The organism is Burkholderia sp. AW49-1 (genome assembly GCF_053427845.1).
On sequence record NZ_JBSAXF010000009.1, the window covers coordinates 89,962 to 109,557 of the forward strand.

At 67.5% G+C, this 19,596-nt stretch carries 16 protein-coding genes; 9 read left to right on the top strand and 7 right to left on the bottom strand.

Annotated features, from left to right (window positions below):
- Positions 1–71 precede the first annotated feature (71 nt).
- Both lolA and ACV22W_RS16230 read right to left on the bottom strand, forming a co-directional pair.
- Positions 72–761 (bottom strand): outer membrane lipoprotein chaperone LolA, encoded by a 690-nt coding sequence (lolA, locus tag ACV22W_RS16225; RefSeq protein ID WP_448020437.1) that lies wholly within the window; start codon positions 759–761, stop codon positions 72–74.
- Positions 762–807: 46 nt separating this feature from the next.
- On the bottom strand, positions 808–3,117 hold the full coding sequence (locus tag ACV22W_RS16230; protein ID WP_448020439.1) for a DNA translocase FtsK: 2,310 nt from the start codon (positions 3,115–3,117) through the stop codon (positions 808–810).
- A 287-nt stretch (positions 3,118–3,404) separates the two neighbouring features.
- Between ACV22W_RS16230 and trxB the strand changes: the two genes are divergently transcribed.
- From trxB to ACV22W_RS16245, 3 genes are all read left to right on the top strand, one after another.
- Positions 3,405–4,367, top strand: coding sequence for a thioredoxin-disulfide reductase (gene trxB / locus ACV22W_RS16235; RefSeq protein ID WP_059530173.1), 963 nt, complete (start codon positions 3,405–3,407; stop codon positions 4,365–4,367).
- Positions 4,368–4,502: 135 nt separating this feature from the next.
- Positions 4,503–5,282 (top strand): Smr/MutS family protein, encoded by a 780-nt coding sequence (locus ACV22W_RS16240; protein ID WP_059690782.1) that lies wholly within the window; start codon positions 4,503–4,505, stop codon positions 5,280–5,282.
- On the top strand, positions 5,269–5,892 hold the full coding sequence (locus tag ACV22W_RS16245; protein WP_059530178.1) for a trimeric intracellular cation channel family protein: 624 nt from the start codon (positions 5,269–5,271) through the stop codon (positions 5,890–5,892). The genes ACV22W_RS16240 and ACV22W_RS16245 overlap by 14 nt, the downstream gene beginning before the upstream one ends.
- 103 nt (positions 5,893–5,995) lie before the next feature.
- Here ACV22W_RS16245 and ACV22W_RS16250 read toward each other — a convergent pair whose 3' ends face one another.
- From ACV22W_RS16250 to ACV22W_RS16265, 4 genes are all read right to left on the bottom strand, one after another.
- The gene (locus tag ACV22W_RS16250; RefSeq protein ID WP_059530181.1) at positions 5,996–7,114 is read right to left on the bottom strand and encodes an ABC transporter ATP-binding protein; all 1,119 of its coding nucleotides are present in this window, start codon (positions 7,112–7,114) and stop codon (positions 5,996–5,998) included.
- 112 nt (positions 7,115–7,226) lie between these two features.
- Positions 7,227–8,084: a carbohydrate ABC transporter permease gene (locus ACV22W_RS16255; RefSeq protein ID WP_059448153.1), complete on the bottom strand. Its 858-nt coding sequence runs from the start codon at positions 8,082–8,084 to the stop codon at positions 7,227–7,229.
- The gene (locus ACV22W_RS16260; protein ID WP_059530184.1) at positions 8,074–9,012 is read right to left on the bottom strand and encodes a carbohydrate ABC transporter permease; all 939 of its coding nucleotides are present in this window, start codon (positions 9,010–9,012) and stop codon (positions 8,074–8,076) included. The genes ACV22W_RS16255 and ACV22W_RS16260 overlap by 11 nt, the downstream gene beginning before the upstream one ends.
- A gap of 137 nt (positions 9,013–9,149) precedes the next feature.
- Positions 9,150–10,397 (bottom strand): ABC transporter substrate-binding protein, encoded by a 1,248-nt coding sequence (locus ACV22W_RS16265; protein ID WP_448020441.1) that lies wholly within the window; start codon positions 10,395–10,397, stop codon positions 9,150–9,152.
- A 430-nt stretch (positions 10,398–10,827) separates the two neighbouring features.
- Here ACV22W_RS16265 and zwf point away from each other — a divergent pair, with 430 nt between their 5' ends.
- The 3 genes from zwf to ACV22W_RS16280 all read left to right on the top strand — a co-directional run bounded on the left by zwf (position 10,828) and on the right by ACV22W_RS16280 (position 14,970).
- Positions 10,828–12,297: a glucose-6-phosphate dehydrogenase gene (zwf, locus tag ACV22W_RS16270; RefSeq protein ID WP_059530188.1), complete on the top strand. Its 1,470-nt coding sequence runs from the start codon at positions 10,828–10,830 to the stop codon at positions 12,295–12,297.
- Between the two features lie 86 nt (positions 12,298–12,383).
- Positions 12,384–13,064: a 6-phosphogluconolactonase gene (pgl, locus tag ACV22W_RS16275; protein WP_448020442.1), complete on the top strand. Its 681-nt coding sequence runs from the start codon at positions 12,384–12,386 to the stop codon at positions 13,062–13,064.
- Positions 13,042–14,970: a bifunctional transcriptional regulator/glucokinase gene (locus ACV22W_RS16280; RefSeq protein ID WP_448020444.1), complete on the top strand. Its 1,929-nt coding sequence runs from the start codon at positions 13,042–13,044 to the stop codon at positions 14,968–14,970. Before pgl ends, ACV22W_RS16280 begins: the two co-directional genes overlap by 23 nt.
- Before the next feature lie 94 nt (positions 14,971–15,064).
- On the opposite strand, the gene ACV22W_RS16285 is transcribed toward ACV22W_RS16280, so the two are convergent.
- Entirely contained in the window at positions 15,065–16,282 is a 1,218-nt protein-coding gene (locus ACV22W_RS16285) for a Bcr/CflA family multidrug efflux MFS transporter (RefSeq protein ID WP_448020445.1), read from the bottom strand.
- 264 nt (positions 16,283–16,546) lie between these two features.
- Here ACV22W_RS16285 and ACV22W_RS16290 point away from each other — a divergent pair, with 264 nt between their 5' ends.
- The 3 genes from ACV22W_RS16290 (at position 16,547) to ribD (ending at position 19,595) form a co-directional block, all read left to right on the top strand.
- A complete protein-coding gene (locus ACV22W_RS16290; RefSeq protein WP_059448147.1) occupies positions 16,547–16,999 on the top strand; it encodes a hypothetical protein in 453 nt (150 codons plus the stop codon).
- Between the two features lie 175 nt (positions 17,000–17,174).
- Positions 17,175–18,458, top strand: a complete 1,284-nt coding sequence (gene hemL, locus ACV22W_RS16295; RefSeq protein WP_059530198.1) for a glutamate-1-semialdehyde 2,1-aminomutase — start codon at positions 17,175–17,177, stop codon at positions 18,456–18,458.
- A 15-nt stretch (positions 18,459–18,473) separates the two neighbouring features.
- A complete protein-coding gene (gene ribD, locus ACV22W_RS16300; RefSeq protein ID WP_448020447.1) occupies positions 18,474–19,595 on the top strand; it encodes a bifunctional diaminohydroxyphosphoribosylaminopyrimidine deaminase/5-amino-6-(5-phosphoribosylamino)uracil reductase RibD in 1,122 nt (373 codons plus the stop codon).
- The last annotated feature ends 1 nt before the right edge of the window (position 19,596 follow it).

A 19,596-nucleotide genomic window follows, 5' to 3' on the forward strand; every position in this document is an offset into this window, starting at 1 on the left:
GCCCGCGCCCCAAAACAACACGGGCCTGCCGTCGCCGGCAGGCCCGTGTCGGGAAAATGGTGCGGTACCGATCAGCCGTTGATCACGTCCGCGCCCTTCGGCACGACGAACTTGAACGCATCGCTCTTCAGCGGCGGGTTCGTCTGGATGTTCGTGAAGGTGAGCAGCGTGACGTTGCCGAACACGTCGTGCAATTCCATCGCGGCGAGCGTGCCGTTGCGGAAACCGATGCCAATCCGCTGGAACTGCGTGTCCTGCGCCTTAGGCAGCATCTCCAGCCACTCGATGCCGCCTTTCTCGCCGGCGTCGCGCAGCGTGTAGTTCTTGTCGAGATCGTTGCTGCCGAACAGGATCGCAGCCGGGCTCGCGCCCAGCGCGCCATTCAGCTTGCGCTCGGTGACCTGGTTCAGGTCGCGGTCGTACACGAAGAGCTTGTCACCGTCGGCCTGCAGCACCTGCTGGTACGGCTTCTGGTACGTCCAGATGAACTTGCCCGGACGCGAGAACACGAACGTGCCGCTCGAGTTGTCGTTCGGCTTCGGCGTGGCCTGTGCGGCGCTCGCGCCCTTGGCCGGCGCATTGACGATCTGCTGCGTGAAATCGCCTTTCGCGGAACGCACCTGCGACACGAAGGCCTTCAGTTGCTCGGTGCCGCCCGCGAACGCGTGCGTCGCCGCGAGCATCAGCGATGCGCCGGCGAACGCCGCGCCGAGCCAGCGCCGCGTCGAACGAAGGGAAGGGACGAACGAAAGTTGCTGCATGTTGCGGTTTTCTCCCTGGGTGGCCGGCGCTGCAGGCGCCGCGGACTCATTCCGCGTCGCGCGCCGGCACAAGAATTTCGCGGTTGCCGCTCGACGACATCGCCGATACGAGCCCCGACTGTTCCATCTGTTCGAGCAGCCGCGCCGCGCGGTTGTAGCCGATCCGCAAATGGCGCTGCACGAGCGAAATCGACGCGCGGCGGTTCTTGATGACGATCTCGACCGCCTGGTCGTACAACGGATCAGACTCGCCGCCGCCTTCGCCGGTTCCCGCGCCGGCCGAACCCTCGTCGCCGTCGACGGTGCCGCCCTCGAGCAGCCCTTCGACGTAGTTCGGCTCGCCCTGCTCCTTGAGCTTGTCGACGACGCGATGCACTTCGTCGTCGGCGACGAACGCGCCGTGCACGCGCACCGGCAGCCCGGTGCCCGGCGGCAGGTACAGCATGTCGCCCATCCCGAGCAGCGATTCGGCGCCCATCTGGTCGAGAATCGTGCGCGAGTCGATCTTCGACGACACCTGGAACGCGATCCGCGTCGGCACGTTCGCCTTGATCAGGCCGGTGATCACGTCGACGGACGGACGCTGCGTCGCGAGGATCAGGTGGATGCCGGCCGCGCGCGCCTTCTGCGCGATCCGCGCGATCAGTTCCTCGACCTTCTTGCCGACGACCATCATCAGGTCGGCAAGCTCGTCGATCACGACGACGATGTTCGGCAGGCGGCCGAGCGGTTCGGGATCGTCCGGCGTCAGGCTGAACGGGTTCGGAATCTTTTCCTCGCGCTTCGCCGCGTCGTCGATCTTGTTGTTGTAGCCCGCGAGATTGCGCACGCCGAGCTTGCTCATCAGCTTGTAGCGGCGCTCCATCTCCGCGACGGTCCAGTTCAGCGCATGGCCGGCCTGGCGCATGTCGGTGACGACCGGGCACAGCAGGTGCGGAATGCCTTCGTAGACGCTCATTTCGAGCATCTTCGGATCGATCAGGATCAGGCGCACCTGCTCCGCGGTGGCCTTGTAAAGCAACGACAGGATCATCGCGTTGATCCCGACCGACTTGCCCGAACCGGTCGTGCCGGCGACCAGCAAGTGCGGCATCTTCGCCAGATCCGCGCATACCGGCTTGCCGCCGATGTCCTTGCCGAGGCTCAGCGTCAGCGCCGACGACGCCGCCGCATAGACTTCCGAGCCGATGATCTCGGACAGGTGGACCGTCTGGCGGCGCTGGTTCGGCAGCTCCAGCGCCATGTAATTCTTGCCGGGGATCGTCTCGACCACGCGGATCGACACGAGCGACAGCGAACGCGCGAGATCCTTCGCGAGGTTGACGATCTGGCTGCCCTTCACGCCGGTGGCCGGCTCGATTTCGTAGCGCGTGACGACCGGGCCCGGATACGCGGCGACGACGCTCGCCTCGACACCGAAGTCCTTCAGCTTCTTCTCGATCAGGCGCGACGTGAATTCGAGCGTATCGGCGGAAATCGCTTCCTGCGTCTTCGGCGCGGGATCGAGCAGCGACACCGGCGGCAGCGTCGAATCGCCCGGCAGGTCGGTAAACAGCGGCACCTGGCGCTCGCGCTCGACGCGCTCGGACTTCGCCGGCGTAACGACCGGCGGCACGATCGTCACGGGCTCGTGATCCTCGATGCGCACGCGCTCCTCTTCGACCTTCCCTTCGCGGCGCACGGCCGCGGCCTCGCCGAGCTTGCGGTCGCGTTCGGCCTCGCGGCGCAGCTTCGCGACGTTGACGGCGGACAGGATCGCGCCGCCGACGCGCTCGGCGACCGACAGCCACGAGAAGCGGAAATACAGCGACAGGCCGATCGCGAGCAGGATCAGCAGCAGCAGCGTGCCGCCGGTGAAGCCGAACGCATGCGACATCGCACCCGCCACGGCCTCGCCGATCACGCCGCCCGGTGCGCGCGGCAGTTGCACCTTCAGCGACCACATCCGCAGCGCCTCGATGCCGTCGCACGCGAGCACGACGAGCACGAACGCGAAGATCTCGGTGAGCCAGCCGATCGGCCGCTCGGGCTCGTCGGCGACCGCCTCATGACGCGTGATGCGCCGGTAGTTGACCGCGATGCGCCGCCCGAGCGGCACGATCAGCCAGTAGGCCGACAGGCCGAACAGCAGCAGGATGATGTCGGCCGTCCACGCGCCGACGCGGCCGGCCCAGTTCGAGATGTGGTCCACCTGCGCGGCGTGCGTCCAGCTCGGATCGCGCCGGCTGTAGCTCAACAGGGCCATCACCAGAAAGGCGCAGAGCGCGACCTGGAGAATCCAGCGGATCTCCGTGAGGAGCTTCGACATCCGGTGCGGCAACGCCTGTGCCTGGGCGGAATAAGGAGCTTTTGCCATGAATCCGTATAAAGAGGACGGGCCGCGCGCCCGCCTGTCGTTCGATCGCGCTTATTGTAAACGCTGCACCGGGGCGTCAAGTGTAAATGACGGTTACATAAGAGGGCCGGGGCGCCGAAGCGACCGCCGGGCAATGCTATCGCCACGATTGAAACTCTCGTTCGGCAGCGCAGCAACGGGGCCTTTATAATGCGCGTCTGATACCCATCTATGACGGCATCCCGGTCAACCCGGATCGTACGGCGGGCCTACCCCGCCCGCCGCGGCCGCCTTTTACGGATTCGCACATGTCCACGCCCAAACACGCCAAAGTCCTGATTCTCGGTTCCGGCCCCGCCGGCTACACGGCTGCCGTCTACGCGGCACGCGCCAACCTGTCCCCGGTGCTGATCACCGGCATCGCGCAGGGCGGCCAGCTGATGACCACGACCGACGTCGAAAACTGGCCGGCGGACGCGAAGGGCGTGCAAGGCCCGGAACTGATGGCGCGCTTCCAGGAACACGCCGAGCGTTTCAACACCGAAATCGTATTCGATCACATCCACACCGCGAAACTGCACGAAAAGCCGATCCGACTGATCGGCGACTCCGGCGAATACACGTGCGACTCGCTGATCATCGCGACCGGCGCGTCCGCGCAGTATCTCGGCCTGGCTTCCGAGGAAGCATTCATGGGCAAGGGCGTGTCGGCCTGCGCGACCTGTGACGGCTTCTTCTATCGCAACCAGGAAGTCGCGGTGATCGGCGGCGGCAACACGGCCGTCGAGGAAGCGCTCTACCTGACGGGCATCGCGAAGAAGGTCACGGTGATCCACCGCCGCGACAAGTTCCGCGCCGAGCCGATCCTGATCGACCGTCTGCTGGAGAAGGAAAAGGAAGGCGTCGTCGACATCAAGTGGGACCACGTGCTCGACGAGGTGACGGGCGAGGAATCGGGCGTCACGGGCCTGCGCATCAAGAACGTGAAGACCGGCGAGAAGCAGGACCTCAGCGTGCAGGGCGTGTTCGTCGCGATCGGCCACAAGCCGAATACCGACCTGTTCCAGGGCCAGCTCGAGATGAAGGACGGCTACATCCTGACGAAGAGCGGCCTGCAAGGCAACGCGACGTCGACCAGCGTGCCGGGCGTGTTCGCCGCCGGCGACGTGCAGGACAACGTGTATCGTCAGGCGATCACGAGCGCCGGCACGGGCTGCATGGCCGCGCTCGACGCGCAGCGCTACCTCGAAAGCCTGCACGACAAGAAGTAAGCGCCAGGCCTTCACGCGCCGGGCGCTACAATGGCGTCCGCTGCCGCGAAGCGGGCTCGACCGGAAAGCCGCTGCCGCCGTGCAGCGGCTTTTTTGTGCCCGCGCGTCCGAACGCGCCTGCCCGGTTACCGAATCATGGCAAAGAACCAGCCCCATCCGAGCGATCCCGCGAAGCGGCAGATCGCCGCCCGTCCGTCGAACCCAGCGCCCGCCGCGCCGCCGCCCGCGCCCGACGCAGCCGCGCTGCGCGGCCAGGGTCTGGCCGGCCTCGGCGCGTTGCGCAAGTCGCTGCAAGGCGAAGCCGACCGCCGCGAGCGCACCCGCGTCGAAACCGCGAAGGCCGCCCGCCAGGCCGAGGCCGACGCGAACCTGTTCCGCAACGAAATCGGCGCGATCCGGCCGCTGAACGCGCCGCCGCGCGCGAAGTCCGGCCGCACTCCGCCCGACCCGGTGCCGAAGCAGACTCGGCGCGACGAGGAAGACGTGCTGAATGCGACGCTGTCGGACGAATTCGATCCCGAGACGCTGCTCGACAGCGACGAATCGCTGTACTACCACCGCCCCGGCATCAGCCGCGACGTCGTGCGCAAGCTGAGGAGCGGCGCATGGATCGTGCAGGCGCAGCTCGACCTGCACGGGATGCGGCGCGACGAAGCGCGCGACGCGCTCGCGGAATTCATCCGCGAGGCCGGCAAGAAGGGGCTGCGGTGCCTGCGCGTGATTCACGGCAAGGGGCTCGGCTCGATCGGCAAGGAACCCGTGCTGAAGGGCAAGGTGCGCGCGTGGCTCGTGCAGAAGGAAGAAGTGATCGCGTTCTGCGAGGCGCGCAGCCACGACGGCGGCGCGGGCGCGGTGCTCGTGCTGCTGCAGCCGCTCGCGGCGCCCGCCGATCGGGGGCCGCGTGCCGCATCCTAGGCTGACGCTCGCGATCGCGGTGCTGGAAGCGATCGCGACGCTGGCGTTCGCGATCTCGGGCTTCATCGAGGCACGCAAGAACCGGCTCGACTCGGTCGGCACGTTCGTCGTCGCGCTCGCCACCGCGTTCGGCGGAGGCACGCTGCGCGACATCCTGCTCGAGCGCCGGCCGTTCTACTGGGTCGTGCACGACGACTACGTGATCGCGATCTTCGTGCTCGCGCTGTTCGCGCCGTTCGTGCTGCGGATGCTGTCGCGGCTGTCGGCCGAGCGGCTGCTGCTGGTGGCCGACGCGATCGGGCTCGGCATCTTCAGCATCTCCGGCACCGCGATCGCGCTCGATGCCGAGATGCCGCGCTTCATCGCGGTGATGATGGGCGTGATCACGGGCGTGGTCGGCGGGATCATCCGCGACGTGTTGTGCAACGACATCCCGCTGATCCTGCGCGATTCGCGGCCGTACGCGACCTGCGCGTTCATCGGCTGCTGGTTCTACCTGCTGCTCGCGTGGCTTCAGTTCGATTCGGTGTACAGCGTGCTGCTCGCGACCGGCTTCATCCTCGTCGCGCGGCTCGCGACGTTCAAGTTCGACGTGCGGTTGCCGCACTGACACCGCACTGACACCGCGATACCGCCGCGCATCGCCGGCACGCCAAACCGAAAAGGGGCCGTTCGAGACGGCCCCTTCTCTTTCGTTCAGCGCATACGCGACCTCACGCGATCCGCTCTTCCGACGCCGGATCGAACAGCACCGCCTTCGACACGTCGAACAGCAGCGACTGCGTCTGCCCCGGCTGCGGATTCGCGGCCGGATGCACGCGGCTCACGATCCGCTTGCCGTTGACCTGCGCGAACACGTGCGTGTCCGGCCCGGTCGGCTCCGTCACGTCGACGCGCACGTCGATCGGCTGCAGCTGCGACGTCTCGCCGTGGTGCGCGTTACGCACGTCGGTGATGCGCTCCGGACGCAGGCCGAGGATCACCTCGCGGCCGACGTGTCCGTTCATCCGCTTCGCGTCGAACGGCAGGTTCAGCGCGCCACGCGCGAGGCCCGTGTCGATCTCGAGCGCGATCCCGCTGCCCTGCTCGACCAGCTTGCCGTTGATGAAGTTCATCGGCGGCGCGCCGATGAAGCCCGCGACGAACAGGTTCGACGGCGAATCGTAGATTTCCTGCGGCGCGCCGAACTGCTGGACCACACCGTCCTTCATCACCGCGATCCGGTCGCCGAGCGTCATCGCCTCGATCTGGTCGTGCGTCACGTAGACGATCGTCGTGCCGAGGCGCTGGTGCAGCAGCTTGATTTCCGCGCGCATCTCGATGCGCAGCTTCGCATCGAGGTTCGACAGCGGTTCGTCGAACAGGAACAGCGACGGATCGCGCGCGAGCGCACGGCCCATCGCGACACGCTGGCGCTGGCCACCCGACAGCTGGCCCGGCTTGCGGTCGAGCAGATGCTGGATCTGCAGCATCGCCGACACACGCTCGACGATCTGCTGCTGCTCGCTCTTCGGCACCTTGCGGATGTTCAGGCCGAACGAGATGTTCTCGCGCACCGTCATCGACGGATACAGCGCGTACGACTGGAACACCATCGCGATGTCGCGATCCTTCGGCGACAGGTCGTTCACGACCTTGCCGTCGATGCAGATCTCGCCGCTCGTCACGGTCTCGAGGCCGGCGATCATGTTGAGCAGCGTCGACTTCCCGCAGCCCGACCCGCCGACCAGGATCAGGAACTGTCCGTCCTCGATCTCGATGTCGACACCCTTCAGGACCGGCACCCCGTTCGGGTAGGTCTTGTACACGTCACGGATGGAAAGGCTTGCCATGCTGTGAATCCTCTGTCTCGTCTCGCGCGGCGCACTGCGGCGCCGCGTCGGGTTCGTTTCGATGCGCCGCGCGTCGTGCGCGGCCGGTTCGTCGTATCGGATGAATCCGCGCTTACCCCTTCACCGCGCCCGCCGTCAGCCCGCGCACGAAGTAGCGGCCGGCGACCACGTAGACGAGCAGCGTCGGCAGCGCGGCGATGATCGCGCCGGCCATGTCGACGTTGTACTCCTTCACGCCCGTCGACGTGTTGACGAGGTTGTTCAGCGCGACCGTGATCGGCATCGAGTCGACGCCGGAGAACACGATCCCGAACAGGAAGTCGTTCCAGATCTGCGTGAATTGCCAGATCAGGCACACCATGAAGATCGGCAGCGACACGGGCAGCAGGATCTTCGTGAAGATCGTGAAGAAGCCCGCGCCGTCGATGCGCGCGGCCTTCACCAGCTCGGCAGGCACGCTCACGTAGAAGTTGCGGAAGAACATCGTCGTGAACGCGATCCCGTACACGACGTGCACGAACACGAGGCCCGGAATCGTGTTGGCGAGGCCGAGCATCCCCTGCAGGCGCGCCATCGGCAGCAGGATCACCTGGAACGGAATGAAGCAGCCGACCAGCATCATCGTGAACAGCGCATCCGCGCCGCGAAAGCGCCAGTGCGTGAGCACGTAGCCGTTGAACGCGCCGATCAGCGACGAGATCAGCACGGCCGGGATCACCATCTGCAGCGAATTCAGGAAGAACGGCTTCATGCCGTCGCAGCGCACGCCGGTACACGCGCCGCTCCACGCCTTCACCCACGGATCGACGGTCCAGTGCGTCGGCGGCGTCAGCAGGTTGCCGGTACGCAACTGGTCGAGATCCTTGAAGGACGTCGACAGCATCACGTAGATCGGGAACAGGAAATACAGCGCGAACAGGATCAGCGCCGCATAGATCACTGCCCGGCTGATCGTCATCTTAGGCTGCATTGCGGGTGCTCCTCGATTCCATATACATCAGCGGCACCAGCACGGCGACCACGGTCGCGAGCATCATCACCGACGACGCCGCGCCGAGCCCGAGCTGGCCGCGGTTGAACGAAAACGTGTACATGAACATGGCCGGCAGCGACGACGATGTGCCGGGGCCGCCCGCCGTCAACGCGACCACCAGGTCGAAGGTCTTGATCGTGATGTGGCAGAGAATCAGCAGCACCGAGAAGAACACGGGGCGCATGCTCGGGATCACGATCTTGCGGTAGATGGTCGGCAGCGTCGCGCCGTCGACCTGCGCGGCCTTGAAAATCTCGGCGTCGACGCCGCGCAACCCGGCGAGGAACAGCGCCATCACGAAGCCGGTCGACTGCCACACGGCGGCGATCACGATACAGAAGATCGCCTTGTCCGGATCGTCGAGCCAGCCGAACGAGAAGCTCGTCCAGCCCCAGTCGTGCATCACCTTCTCCAGGCCGAGGCCCGGGTTCAGGATCCACTGCCATGCGGTGCCCGTGACGATGAACGACAGCGCCATCGGATACAGGAAGATCGCGCGCAGCGCGCCTTCGTTGCGGATCCGCTGGTCGAGCAGGATCGCGAGGAACAGCCCGAGCGCGACGCAGATCGCAATGAATGGAATCCCGAACCAGCCGAGGTTCGCGGCGGAGGTCCACCACACGTCGTTCTGGAACAGGTCCGTGTAACGGCCGAAGCCGTCGAATTCATAGTTCGGCAACAGCCGCGAGTTGGTCAGCGACAGATAGCCGGTAATCAGAATGAAGCCGTAGATGAACACCACGGCGATCGCGAGGCTCGGCGCAAGCACGAGCTTCGGGATCCAGCGATCGGCGAAGGCCGACAGCGGCGACGTGCGCCGTGCGGCGGCAGCGCCGGATCCGTTTCCGCTAAGAGGGGCAGCCACTTGATTCGACTCCTGGAACGAGGGTGCGCAGGCCGGGCCGGCGCCGGGTACGGCACGGGCCCGCGGGCGAGCCCGTTTGCTGCACTTGCAAAAACGCCCGGCCGACGAAGCGTTTCCGGCCGGGCGCCTGTCGCGCTTTACTTCACCTTCGCGGCTTTCGCGAGCGCGGCGACCGCGCTCTTCGAATCCTGCTGCGAGTTCATGAACTTCGTCACGACGTCGGTGATCGCGCCGGCCGTTGCGTCGCCCTGCGCCATCCCGTGTGCGAGCGACGGCACGAAGCCGCCCGACTTGATCGCGGTCTGCTCGTCGGCGTACGACTTCTTCGCGCAGTCGTCGAACTTGTCCATCTTCACGCCGAGGCGCACCGGCACCGAGCCCTTCAGCAGGCTGAACTGCTCCTGGAAGCCCGGCGTCATGATCGTCTTCGCGAGCGCGATCTGGCCCGGCGTCGCGTCCTTCTGGCCCTTCTGCTGGAAGAACACGAACGAGTCGACGTTGAACGTGTACGAATTCGCCGTACCCGGGACCGGCGCGCAGATGTAGTCCTTGCCCGCCTTCTTGCCGGCGTTCTCGAACTCGCCCTTCGCCCAGTCGCCCATGAACTGCATGCCGGCCTTGCCGTTGATGACCATCGCGGTCGCGAGATTCCAGTCGCGGCCGTTACGGCCGGTATCGAAGTAGCCCTGGATCTTGCGCACCGTGTCGAACACGGACAGCATCTGCGGCGACGTCAGCGTCGCCTGGTCGAGATCGACCAGCGCCTTCTTGTAGAACGCCGGACCCTGCGACAGCACGACGTCTTCCCACAGCGTCAGGTCCTGCCACGGTTGGCCGCCCATCGCGACCGGCTGGATGCCCGCGGCCTTCAGCTTGTCGGCCACCGCGAAGAACTCCGGCCAGGTGGTCGGCACCTTCGCGCCGACCTTGTCGAGCGCGGCCTTGTTGATATAGAGCCAGTTCACACGGTGCACCGAGAACGGCGCGGCGACGGTGTGGCCCTTGTACTTGATGATCTTGTCGATTTCCGGCGGCAGGTTCTGCTTCCAGTCGCCAGCGGCGGAATCGATGTTGACGAGCACGCCCTGGTCTGCCCAGTCCTGGATCAGCGGGCCCTTGATCTGCGCGGCCGACGGTGCGTCGCCGCTGATCACCTTGGTCTTCAGCGCGGTCATCGCCGCGGCGCCGGCGCCGCCCGCGACCGCGAAGTCCTTCCACACGTAGCCCTGCTTCTGCACGTCGTCCTTCAGCACGCCGACGGCCTTCGACTCGCCGCCCGAGGTCCACCAGTGCAGCACGGTTACATTCTCGGCCGCCTGCGCCGCCACGGCGCCAGCCATCAGACCCGCGGCGCAGAGCGCGCCCATGATCGAGCGAACTTTCATTACTTATCTCCTCCAGACTGAATCAACTCGTGAAGTTCCCTGAGGGGGAACCGGCTTCTTGATAAACGACGGGGAAATCGAGCCGCGGGACGCATGCAGCGTACGGGGCCGATGACCGGCCGGGCTCTTACAGAAAGCGTGAATCGAGATTCAACGGCGTGTCTCCTCTTTGTGTTTCTGGCCCGCCGCGATGCCGCGGCGCGAGCCCGGGGGCGACGGGGCGCGGACGATGCGCACCATCAATGTCCGATAACATTCGGCACAAGGCGTTCCCGAAGGCGAAGCTCGCGCAGTTCATCGACCGCACTTCTTTTTTTCTTCACCCAGGTGCTACCCCTTGCGGCGGATTGTAGTTAAACTACAATTCAGTGTCAAAAATATTTTTATCGCACTACGGATCGCTTCCCAGCACCCCAACCGGCGGAGACACATGCATACCGATTCCAGCTTTACCTTCGTACTTTTCGGCGGCACCGGCGACCTGTCGATGCGCAAGATCCTGCCCGCGCTGTTCGAAGCGCACCGCGGCAACATGCTCGCGGAAAGCGGCCGGATCGTTGCCGTCGCGCGGCACGAATCGGATCGGGCCGGCTATCTCGAGTGGGTCGACACGCATGTGAAGCCGCACGCGGCGAAGGCGGCCGGCAAGGCCTTCGACGACACCGCGTGGAAATCCTTCCTCGAACGCATCGAATACGTGAAGCTCGACCTCGGTCGCGCGGAGGACTACGTCGTGCTGCGCGACGCGGTCGCGCAACTTCCCGGCATCCGCGTGTTCTATCTCGCGACGGGGCCGTCGCTGTTCGTGCCGATCTGCAAGGCGCTCGCGTCGGTCGGGCTGAACGAAGGCGCGCGCATCGTGCTCGAGAAGCCGCTCGGCTACGACCTGCGCTCGTCGAACGCGATCAACGACGCGGTCGGCGAGATCTTCGCGGAAGACCAGATCTACCGGATCGACCACTACCTCGGGAAGGAGCCGGTGCAGAACCTGCTCGCGCTGCGCTTCGGCAATGCGCTGTTCGAGCCGCTGTGGCGCCGCGAATGGGTCGAGAGCATCCAGATCACGATCGCCGAGGAGCTCGGCGTCGAGGCGCGCGGCGATTTCTACGACAATACGGGCGCGCTGCGCGACATGGTGCAGAACCACCTGCTGCAGCTGCTGTCGATCGTCGCCATGGAGCCGCCGCATTCGATGGACTCAGACTCGGTGCGCGACGAAAAGCTGCGCGTGCTGCGCGCGCTGAAGCCCGTCGATTCGCGCGACATCGGCAAGGTCGCGGTGCGCGGCCAGTATCATGCGGGCGTGATCAAGGGCGCGCAGGTGCCGGCCTACGCGACCGAGCCGGGCGTGAAGCCGGACAGCCCGACCGAAACCTTCGTCGCGCTGAAGGTCGAGATCGAGAACTGGCGCTGGGCCGGCGTGCCGTTCTTCCTGCGCACCGGCAAGCGTCTCGCCGATCGCGTCGCGGAGATCGTCGTCAACTTCCGGCCGGTGCCGCACTCGGCCCTCGGACCGACCGCGCTGCGCGCCGGCTCGAACCGCCTCGTGATCCGGCTGCAGCCGAACGAGACGATTCGCCTGTACTGTCTCGCGAAGCAGCCCGGCGAAGGGATGAACCTCGCGAGCGTGCACCTCGACCTCGCGTTCGACCGTTTCTTCAAGGAAGGGCAGATGGAGGCGTACCAGCGCCTCCTGCTCGACGTGATCAACGGCCGCCTCGCGCTGTTCGTGCGTCGCGACGAGCAGGAGGCCGCGTGGCGCTGGGTCGAGCCGATCCTGAACGAATGGGCCCGCTCGCTGAAGCCGCCGAAGCCGTATGCGGCGGGCACGTGGGGGCCGGCCGCGGCGAGCGCGATGCTCGCGCAGCACGGCACCTGCTGGCTCGAAGAAGAAAACTGAAGCAAACCGTTGTCGTGCGCGCAAGCGCGCGGCAACGTGCCCCACGATTCGCACGAATTGAACAGACAAAGCAGTCCGGAGGAGATGTGATCGAGATCCACGCTTTCGACACCCAGGAAGCGCAAGGCGAAGCGCTCGCGCGCGCCGTCGGCGATGCGCTGCGCGCCGCGCTCGGCGCCCCCGCGCGCCCGACGCTCGCGGTGTCCGGCGGCACGAGCCCGCGCCCGTTCCTGCAAACGCTGTCGCACGCGGCGCTCGACTGGGCCGGCGTCGACGTCACGCTGGTCGACGACCGCTGGGTGCCGGAGGACGATGCAGCCAGCAACGCGCAGCTCGTGCGCGACACGCTGCTGCAGCACGCGGCAGCCCCTGCCCGCTTCCTGCCGCTCGTCGACACACGCGTGTCGCTCGACGCGCACGTCGCCGCGCTCAATGCAAACGCCGACTATCGCGTACCGACCGTCGCCGTGCTCGGCATGGGCGAGGACGGCCACACCGCGTCGATCTTCGCCGATGCGCCCGAATGGGACCACGCGATCGCGACGCCCGAGCGCTTCGTCGCCGTGCATCCCGGCGCCGCGCCGCATGCGCGGGTGAGCTTCTCGCTCGATGCGCTCAAGCGCGTCGACCGGCTGTTCCTGCTGATCGCGGGCGAACGCAAGCGCGCGGTGCTCGACGCAGCGGCCGCATCGCTGCAGAAGAACGCGATTTCCCAACTGGCCAACGACAAGGGGACCAAGCTCGATGTCTACTGGTGCGCAAAGTAAGGCTGTCGTCGCGGGCCAGCATGCCGACGGCCCGCGCCTGCTCGCGGACGTCGGCGGCACGAACGCGCGTTTCGCGCTGGAAACCGGCCCCGGCGAGATCACGCAGATCCGCGTCTACCCCGGCGCCGACTACCCGACGCTCACCGACGCGATCCGCAAGTATCTGAAGGACGTGAAGATCAGCCGCGTGAACCACGCGGCGATCGCGATCGCGAACCCGGTCGACGGCGACCAGGTCACGATGACCAATCACGACTGGAGCTTCTCGATCGAGGCCACGCGTCGCGCGCTCGGCTTCGACACGCTGCTCGTCGTGAACGACTTCACCGCGCTCGCGATGGCGCTGCCGGGCCTGACCGATGCGCAGCGCGTGCAGATCGGCGGCGGCACGCGCCGCCAGAACAGCGTGATCGGGCTGCTCGGGCCCGGCACCGGGCTCGGCGTCTCCGGCCTGATTCCCGCGGACGACCGCTGGATCGCGCTCGGCAGCGAAGGCGGTCACGCATCGTTCGCGCCGCAGGACGAGCGCGAGGACCTCGTGCTGCAATACGCGCGCAAGAAGTTTCCGCACGTGTCGTTCGAACGCGTGTGCGCGGGCCCCGGCATCGAGGTCATCTACCGCGCGCTCGCCGCGCGCGACAAGAAGCGCGTGGCCGCGACCGTCGACACGGCGGAGATCGTCGAGCGCGCGCATGCGGGCGACGATCTCGCGCTCGAGGCGGTCGAATGCTTCTGCGGCATCCTCGGCTCGTTCGCCGGCAGCCTCGCACTGACGCTCGGCGCGCTCGGCGGCGTGTACATCGGCGGCGGCGTCGCGCTGAAGCTCGGCGAACTGTTCACGCGCTCGTCGTTCCGCGCGCGCTTCGAGGCGAAGGGCCGCTTCGCGCACTATCTCCAGAACATCCCGACCTACCTGATCACCGCCGAATATCCGGCGTTCCTCGGCGTGTCGGCGATCCTCGCGGAGCAGTTGTCGAACCGGTCGGGCGGCGCGTCGTCGGCCGTGTTCGAGCGGATCCGCCAGATGCGCGACGCGCTGACGCCGGCCGAGCGGCGCGTCGCCGATCTCGCGCTGAACCATCCGCGCTCGATCATCAACGACCCGATCGTCGACATCGCACGCAAGGCGGACGTGAGCCAGCCGACGGTGATCCGCTTCTGCCGCTCGCTCGGCTGCCAGGGGCTGTCGGACTTCAAGCTGAAGCTCGCGACCGGCCTCACCGGCACGATTCCGATGAGCCACAGCCAGGTGCATCTCGGCGACACGGCCACCGACTTCGGCGCGAAGGTGCTCGACAACACGGTGTCCGCGATCCTGCAGTTGCGCGAACACCTGAACTTCGAGCACGTCGAGAACGCGATCGAGATCCTGAACGGCGCGCGGCGCATCGAGTTCTACGGGCTCGGCAACTCGAACATCGTCGCGCAGGACGCGCATTACAAGTTCTTCCGCTTCGGGATTCCGACGATCGCGTACGGCGACCTGTACATGCAGGCCGCATCGGCCGCGCTGCTCGGCAAGGGCGACGTGATCGTCGCGGTGTCGAAGTCGGGACGCGCGCCGGAATTGCTGCGCGTGCTCGAAGTCGCGATGCAGGCCGGCGCGAAGGTGATCGCGATCACGTCGAGCAACACGCCGCTCGCGAAGCGCGCGACCGTCGCGCTCGAGACCGACCACATCGAAATGCGCGAATCGCAGCTGTCGATGATCTCGCGGATCCTGCATCTGCTGATGATCGACATCCTCGCGGTCGGTGTCGCGATCCGTCGCGCGTCCACCAACGGCGAACTGCCGGAGGCCGTCGCGCAGGCGCGCGCTCGGGCGAGCGACGACGAGACGGCCGACGTGCTCGAATGGCTGAGCCACGGTGCGTCGCCGGCGGCGAAGGACGTCGCGCGGGACTGACGCCCGACACGGCACGGCGGCCGCCTTCCGCCGGCCCGAAAAAAAGAACGCCACCGACGCATCGCGCGGTGGCGTTTTTTCATGCCGCGGCGGCTCAGGCGCCCGCTTTCACCGGCCGGCCATGCCAGCGCAGCACGAGGGAGCGGCCGACGAAACACAGCACGCCGGTGACGCCGATCGTCACGCCCATCGCGAACGGCGTGCCGTCCGCGAGTGCGCCGATCGCGACGCTCGCGATCGCGCCGAGCGCGAGCTGCATCGCGCCGAACACGGCCGCCGACGCGCCCGCGTTGTGCGGATAGCGATGCATCAGGTCGGTCGTGCAGTTCGCGGACAGGATCCCGACCACGCCGACCACGAAGAACAGGCACACGACGATCGACCACAACCCGCCCCACCCGGTCAGCGCGACGAGCGCGACCGCGAGCGACGCGACGCAGCTCACGAGCGACGCGGCCGCGATGATGCGCAGCGAGCCGATGCGGCCGACGAGCCGCGTGTTCGCGAAATTGCCGATCATGATGCCGACGACGTTCAGGCCGAACAGCAACCCGTAGTGCTGCGGCGACACGTGGAAGTACTCGATGTACACGAACGGCGTCGCGGTGATGTACGAGAACATCGACGCGAATGCCATCCCGCCGCACAGCATGTGCCCCCATGCGACCGGATCGGACAGGATGCGCCCGTACGATGCGAACGACGCGAGCACGGCCGCGCTCTTGCGCCGCTCCTTCGGCCAGGTTTCGGGCACGCGCAGGTACGCGGTCGCGGCGCACACCGCGCCGAACACGGCCAGCACGACGAACACGCCGCGCCAGCCCGAGAAGCGCAGGATCTGCCCACCGATCAGCGGCGCGAGCAGCGGCCCGACCGCCGTGACGATCGCAACCATCGACAGCACCTTCGCCGCATCGGTCGGCTCGTGCGCGTCGCGCGCGATCGCACGCGACAGCACCGACGCCGCGCCGGCGCCGAGCGCCTGCAGGAACCGCACGAGGATCAGCATGTCGATCGAGTTCGACACGAAGCAGCCGATGCTCGCGAGCGTGAACAGCGCGATGCCGCCGAGCAGCACGGGCCGGCGGCCCCACGTGTCGGACATCGGACCGTACAGCAGCATGCCGATCGAGAAGCCGGCCATGAAGCTCGTCAGCGTGCGCTGCGCGGCGCCGGGGCTGACGGAAAAGCCGTCGGCGATCGACGGCAGGCTCGGCAGGTACATGTCGGTGGCGATCGGCCCGCAAGCGGCGAGCGCGCCAAGCAACAGGATCAGCCGGGCATCGGGCCGGCGCCGGACGACGTGGGACATGGATATCCGGAATGGAGGCCCGCGCGCATCGGGGCGCGCATGGCGGTGAAGACGGGAGGCCGCGCCGCGGACGGCGCTCAGGTCCATGATTGTACGCGCAACTTTTTCGCGTGCCGGCGCCCGGGTGCCGCGCACGGCCGGACGGCGCCGTACGGCCGATCACTGCCGCTGTCGCACGAGGCGGCACGAGGCCGCACGCGGATTCGATTAAGCTTGCGGCTGCCCGCTCTTCTTGTCCGACCCAATCGACGCACGACCGAACCGATGACCGCTTTCCTGCTGATCTGGAGCCCCAAGAAATGGCCGTGGCCCGAGCTGCCCGACGTCGCCGCGCGCGTGAAGGCCGGCGAGGCCGTGCACGACGTGTGGGGCTGCGGCTTCGCGCGCGGCATCCTGCCGGGCGATCGCGTGTTCCTGCACCGCGTCGCGAAGGAGCCGAAGGGCGTGTTCGGCTCGGGCTACGTGACGCGCGCGCCCTACGAAGTGCCGGACCCGGCGACGAAGCGCGGCTACCGGCTGTGCATCGACTTCGTCTACGACTGGCTGGTCGACGCCCACCAGGACGTCGTGATCCCGCGCGACGCGCTGCGCGTGCATCCATACTCGGTGCAGACCTGGGACGCGCAGTCCTCCGGCACGTCGATCAAGCCGATGGTCGAAGGCCCGCTGGAGAAGCGCTGGGCCGAACTGACCGGCAAGCGCAAGCCGCCGCGATAAACGGGCCGGATCGGACGCCTGCCATGCGCGCCGGCCAATCCCCCGCGCGCCGAAAGGCCGCAGACCGCGCGGCGGGCCCGTCCTGCGCGTCTCCGGTACAATCGGACGATCGTTCCGCCCAGGCGCCGCGGCCCGTGCACAGGCCCCCCGCGCCCTTCTCTCGCAGGTTTCGCACATGTCCAACAATCAGATCCTCTTCGAACGCGCCCAGAAGACCATTCCGGGCGGCGTCAACTCGCCGGTGCGCGCCTTCCGTTCGGTTGGCGGCACGCCGCGTTTCGTCTCGCGCGCGCAGGGCCCGTACTTCTGGGATGCCGACGGCAAGCAGTACATCGACTACATCGGCTCGTGGGGCCCGATGATCGTCGGCCACGTTCATCCGGAAGTGCTGTCGGCCGTGCAGAACGTGCTCGCCGACGGCTTCTCGTTCGGCGCGCCGACCGAGGCGGAAATCGAGATCGCCGAGGAAATCTGCAAGCTCGTGCCGTCGATCGAGCAGGTGCGGATGGTGTCGAGCGGCACCGAGGCCACGATGAGCGCGCTGCGTCTCGCGCGCGGCTTCACGGGCCGCAGCCGCATCGTCAAGTTCGAGGGCTGCTATCACGGCCACGCGGACAGCCTGCTGGTCAAGGCCGGCTCCGGCCTGCTGACGTTCGGCAACCCGACGTCGGCCGGCGTGCCCGCCGACATCGCGAAACACACGACCGTCCTCGAATACAACAACGTCGCCGCGCTCGAAGAAGCGTTCGGCGCGTTCGGCGACGAGATCGCCGCGGTGATCGTCGAGCCCGTCGCGGGCAACATGAACCTCGTGCGCGGCACGCCCGAATTCCTGAACGCGCTGCGCGCGCTGTGCACGAAGCACGGTGCCGTGCTGATCTTCGACGAGGTGATGTGCGGCTTCCGCGTCGCGCTCGGCGGCGCGCAGGCGTACTACGGGATCGCGGCCGACCTCACCTGCCTCGGCAAGGTGATCGGCGGCGGGATGCCGGCCGCCGCGTTCGGCGGCCGTCGCGACATCATGGCCCACCTCGCGCCGCTCGGCGGCGTGTACCAGGCCGGCACGCTGTCGGGCAACCCGATCGCGGTCGCCGCAGGCCTGAAGACGCTGCAACTGATCCAGGCGCCCGGCTTCTACGACGCGCTGACCGCGCAGACGAAACGCCTCGCCGACGGCCTCGCGGCCGAAGCGCGCGCGGCCGGCGTGCCGTTCGCCGCCGACTCGATCGGCGCGATGTTCGGCCTGTACTTCGCCGAGCGCGTGCCGGTCAGCTTCGCGGAAGTGACGAAGAGCAACGTCGAGCGCTTCAACCGCTTCTTCCACCTGATGCTCGACGAAGGCGTGTACTTCGCGCCGTCCGCGTACGAAGCCGGCTTCGTGTCGAGCACGCACGACGACGCGGTGATCGACGCGACGCTCGCCGCCGCACGCCGCGCGTTCGCGGCCCTCGCCGCCTGACCCGGGTCCGCACGCATGTTCTCGGATACCGATTTCGCCCACATGCAGCGCGCGCTGACGCTCGCGGCGCGCGGCATGTATACGACCGCGCCGAACCCGCGCGTCGGCTGCGTGATCGTCAAGGACGGCGACGTGATCGGCGAAGGCTTCACGCAGCCGGCCGGCCAGGACCACGCGGAAGTGCAGGCGCTGAAGGACGCGCGTGCGCGAGGCCATGACGTCGCCGGCTCCACCGTGTACGTGACGCTCGAGCCGTGCAGCCATTTCGGCCGCACGCCGCCGTGCGCGAACGCGCTGATCGACGCGCGCGTAGCGAAGGTCGTCGCGGCGATGGAAGACCCGAATCCGCAGGTGTCGGGGCGCGGCCTCGGGATGCTGCGCGACGCGGGCATCGACGTGCGCTGCGGGCTGCTCGCGAACGAAGCGGGCGAACTGAACATCGGCTTCGTGTCGCGGATGACGCGCGGCCGCCCGTGGGTGCGGATGAAGACCGCCGCGTCGCTCGATGCACGCACCGCGCTGCCGTCCGGCGAAAGCCAGTGGATCACCGGCGAGGCCGCGCGCCTCGACGGCCATGCATGGCGCGCGCGCGCGTGCGCGATCCTCACCGGGATCGGCACCGTGCGCGAGGACAACCCGCTCTTGACCGTGCGCGGCATCGACACGCCGCGCCAGCCGCAGCGCGTGCTGGTCGACAGCCGCCTCGACCTGCCGCTCGATGCGCGCCTGCTCGAAGGCGCGCCGTTGCTGATCTTCTGCGGCCGGCTCGACGCCGCCGGCGAAGTGCGCGCGAACGTGCTGAAGTCGCGCGGCGCGGAAATCGTGCCGCTCGCGAATGCGTACGGCAAGGTCGACCTGCCCGCGATGCTGGCGGCGCTCGGCGCGCGCGGCGTCAACGAACTGCACGTCGAGGCCGGTCACAAGCTGAACGGCTCGCTGCTGCGCGAGCAGTGCGTCGACGAGCTGCTGGTCTACCTCGCGCCGAGCCTGCTCGGCAGCGACGCGGCCGGCATGTTCGACCTCGCCGCGCCGGCGAGCCTCGACGCCCGCACGCGACTCGCGTTCCACAGCGTCGAGCGGATCGGCGACGATCTGCGGATCCTGGCGCGCGTCGCGCCGCCCTCCGCCACTCTTTGAA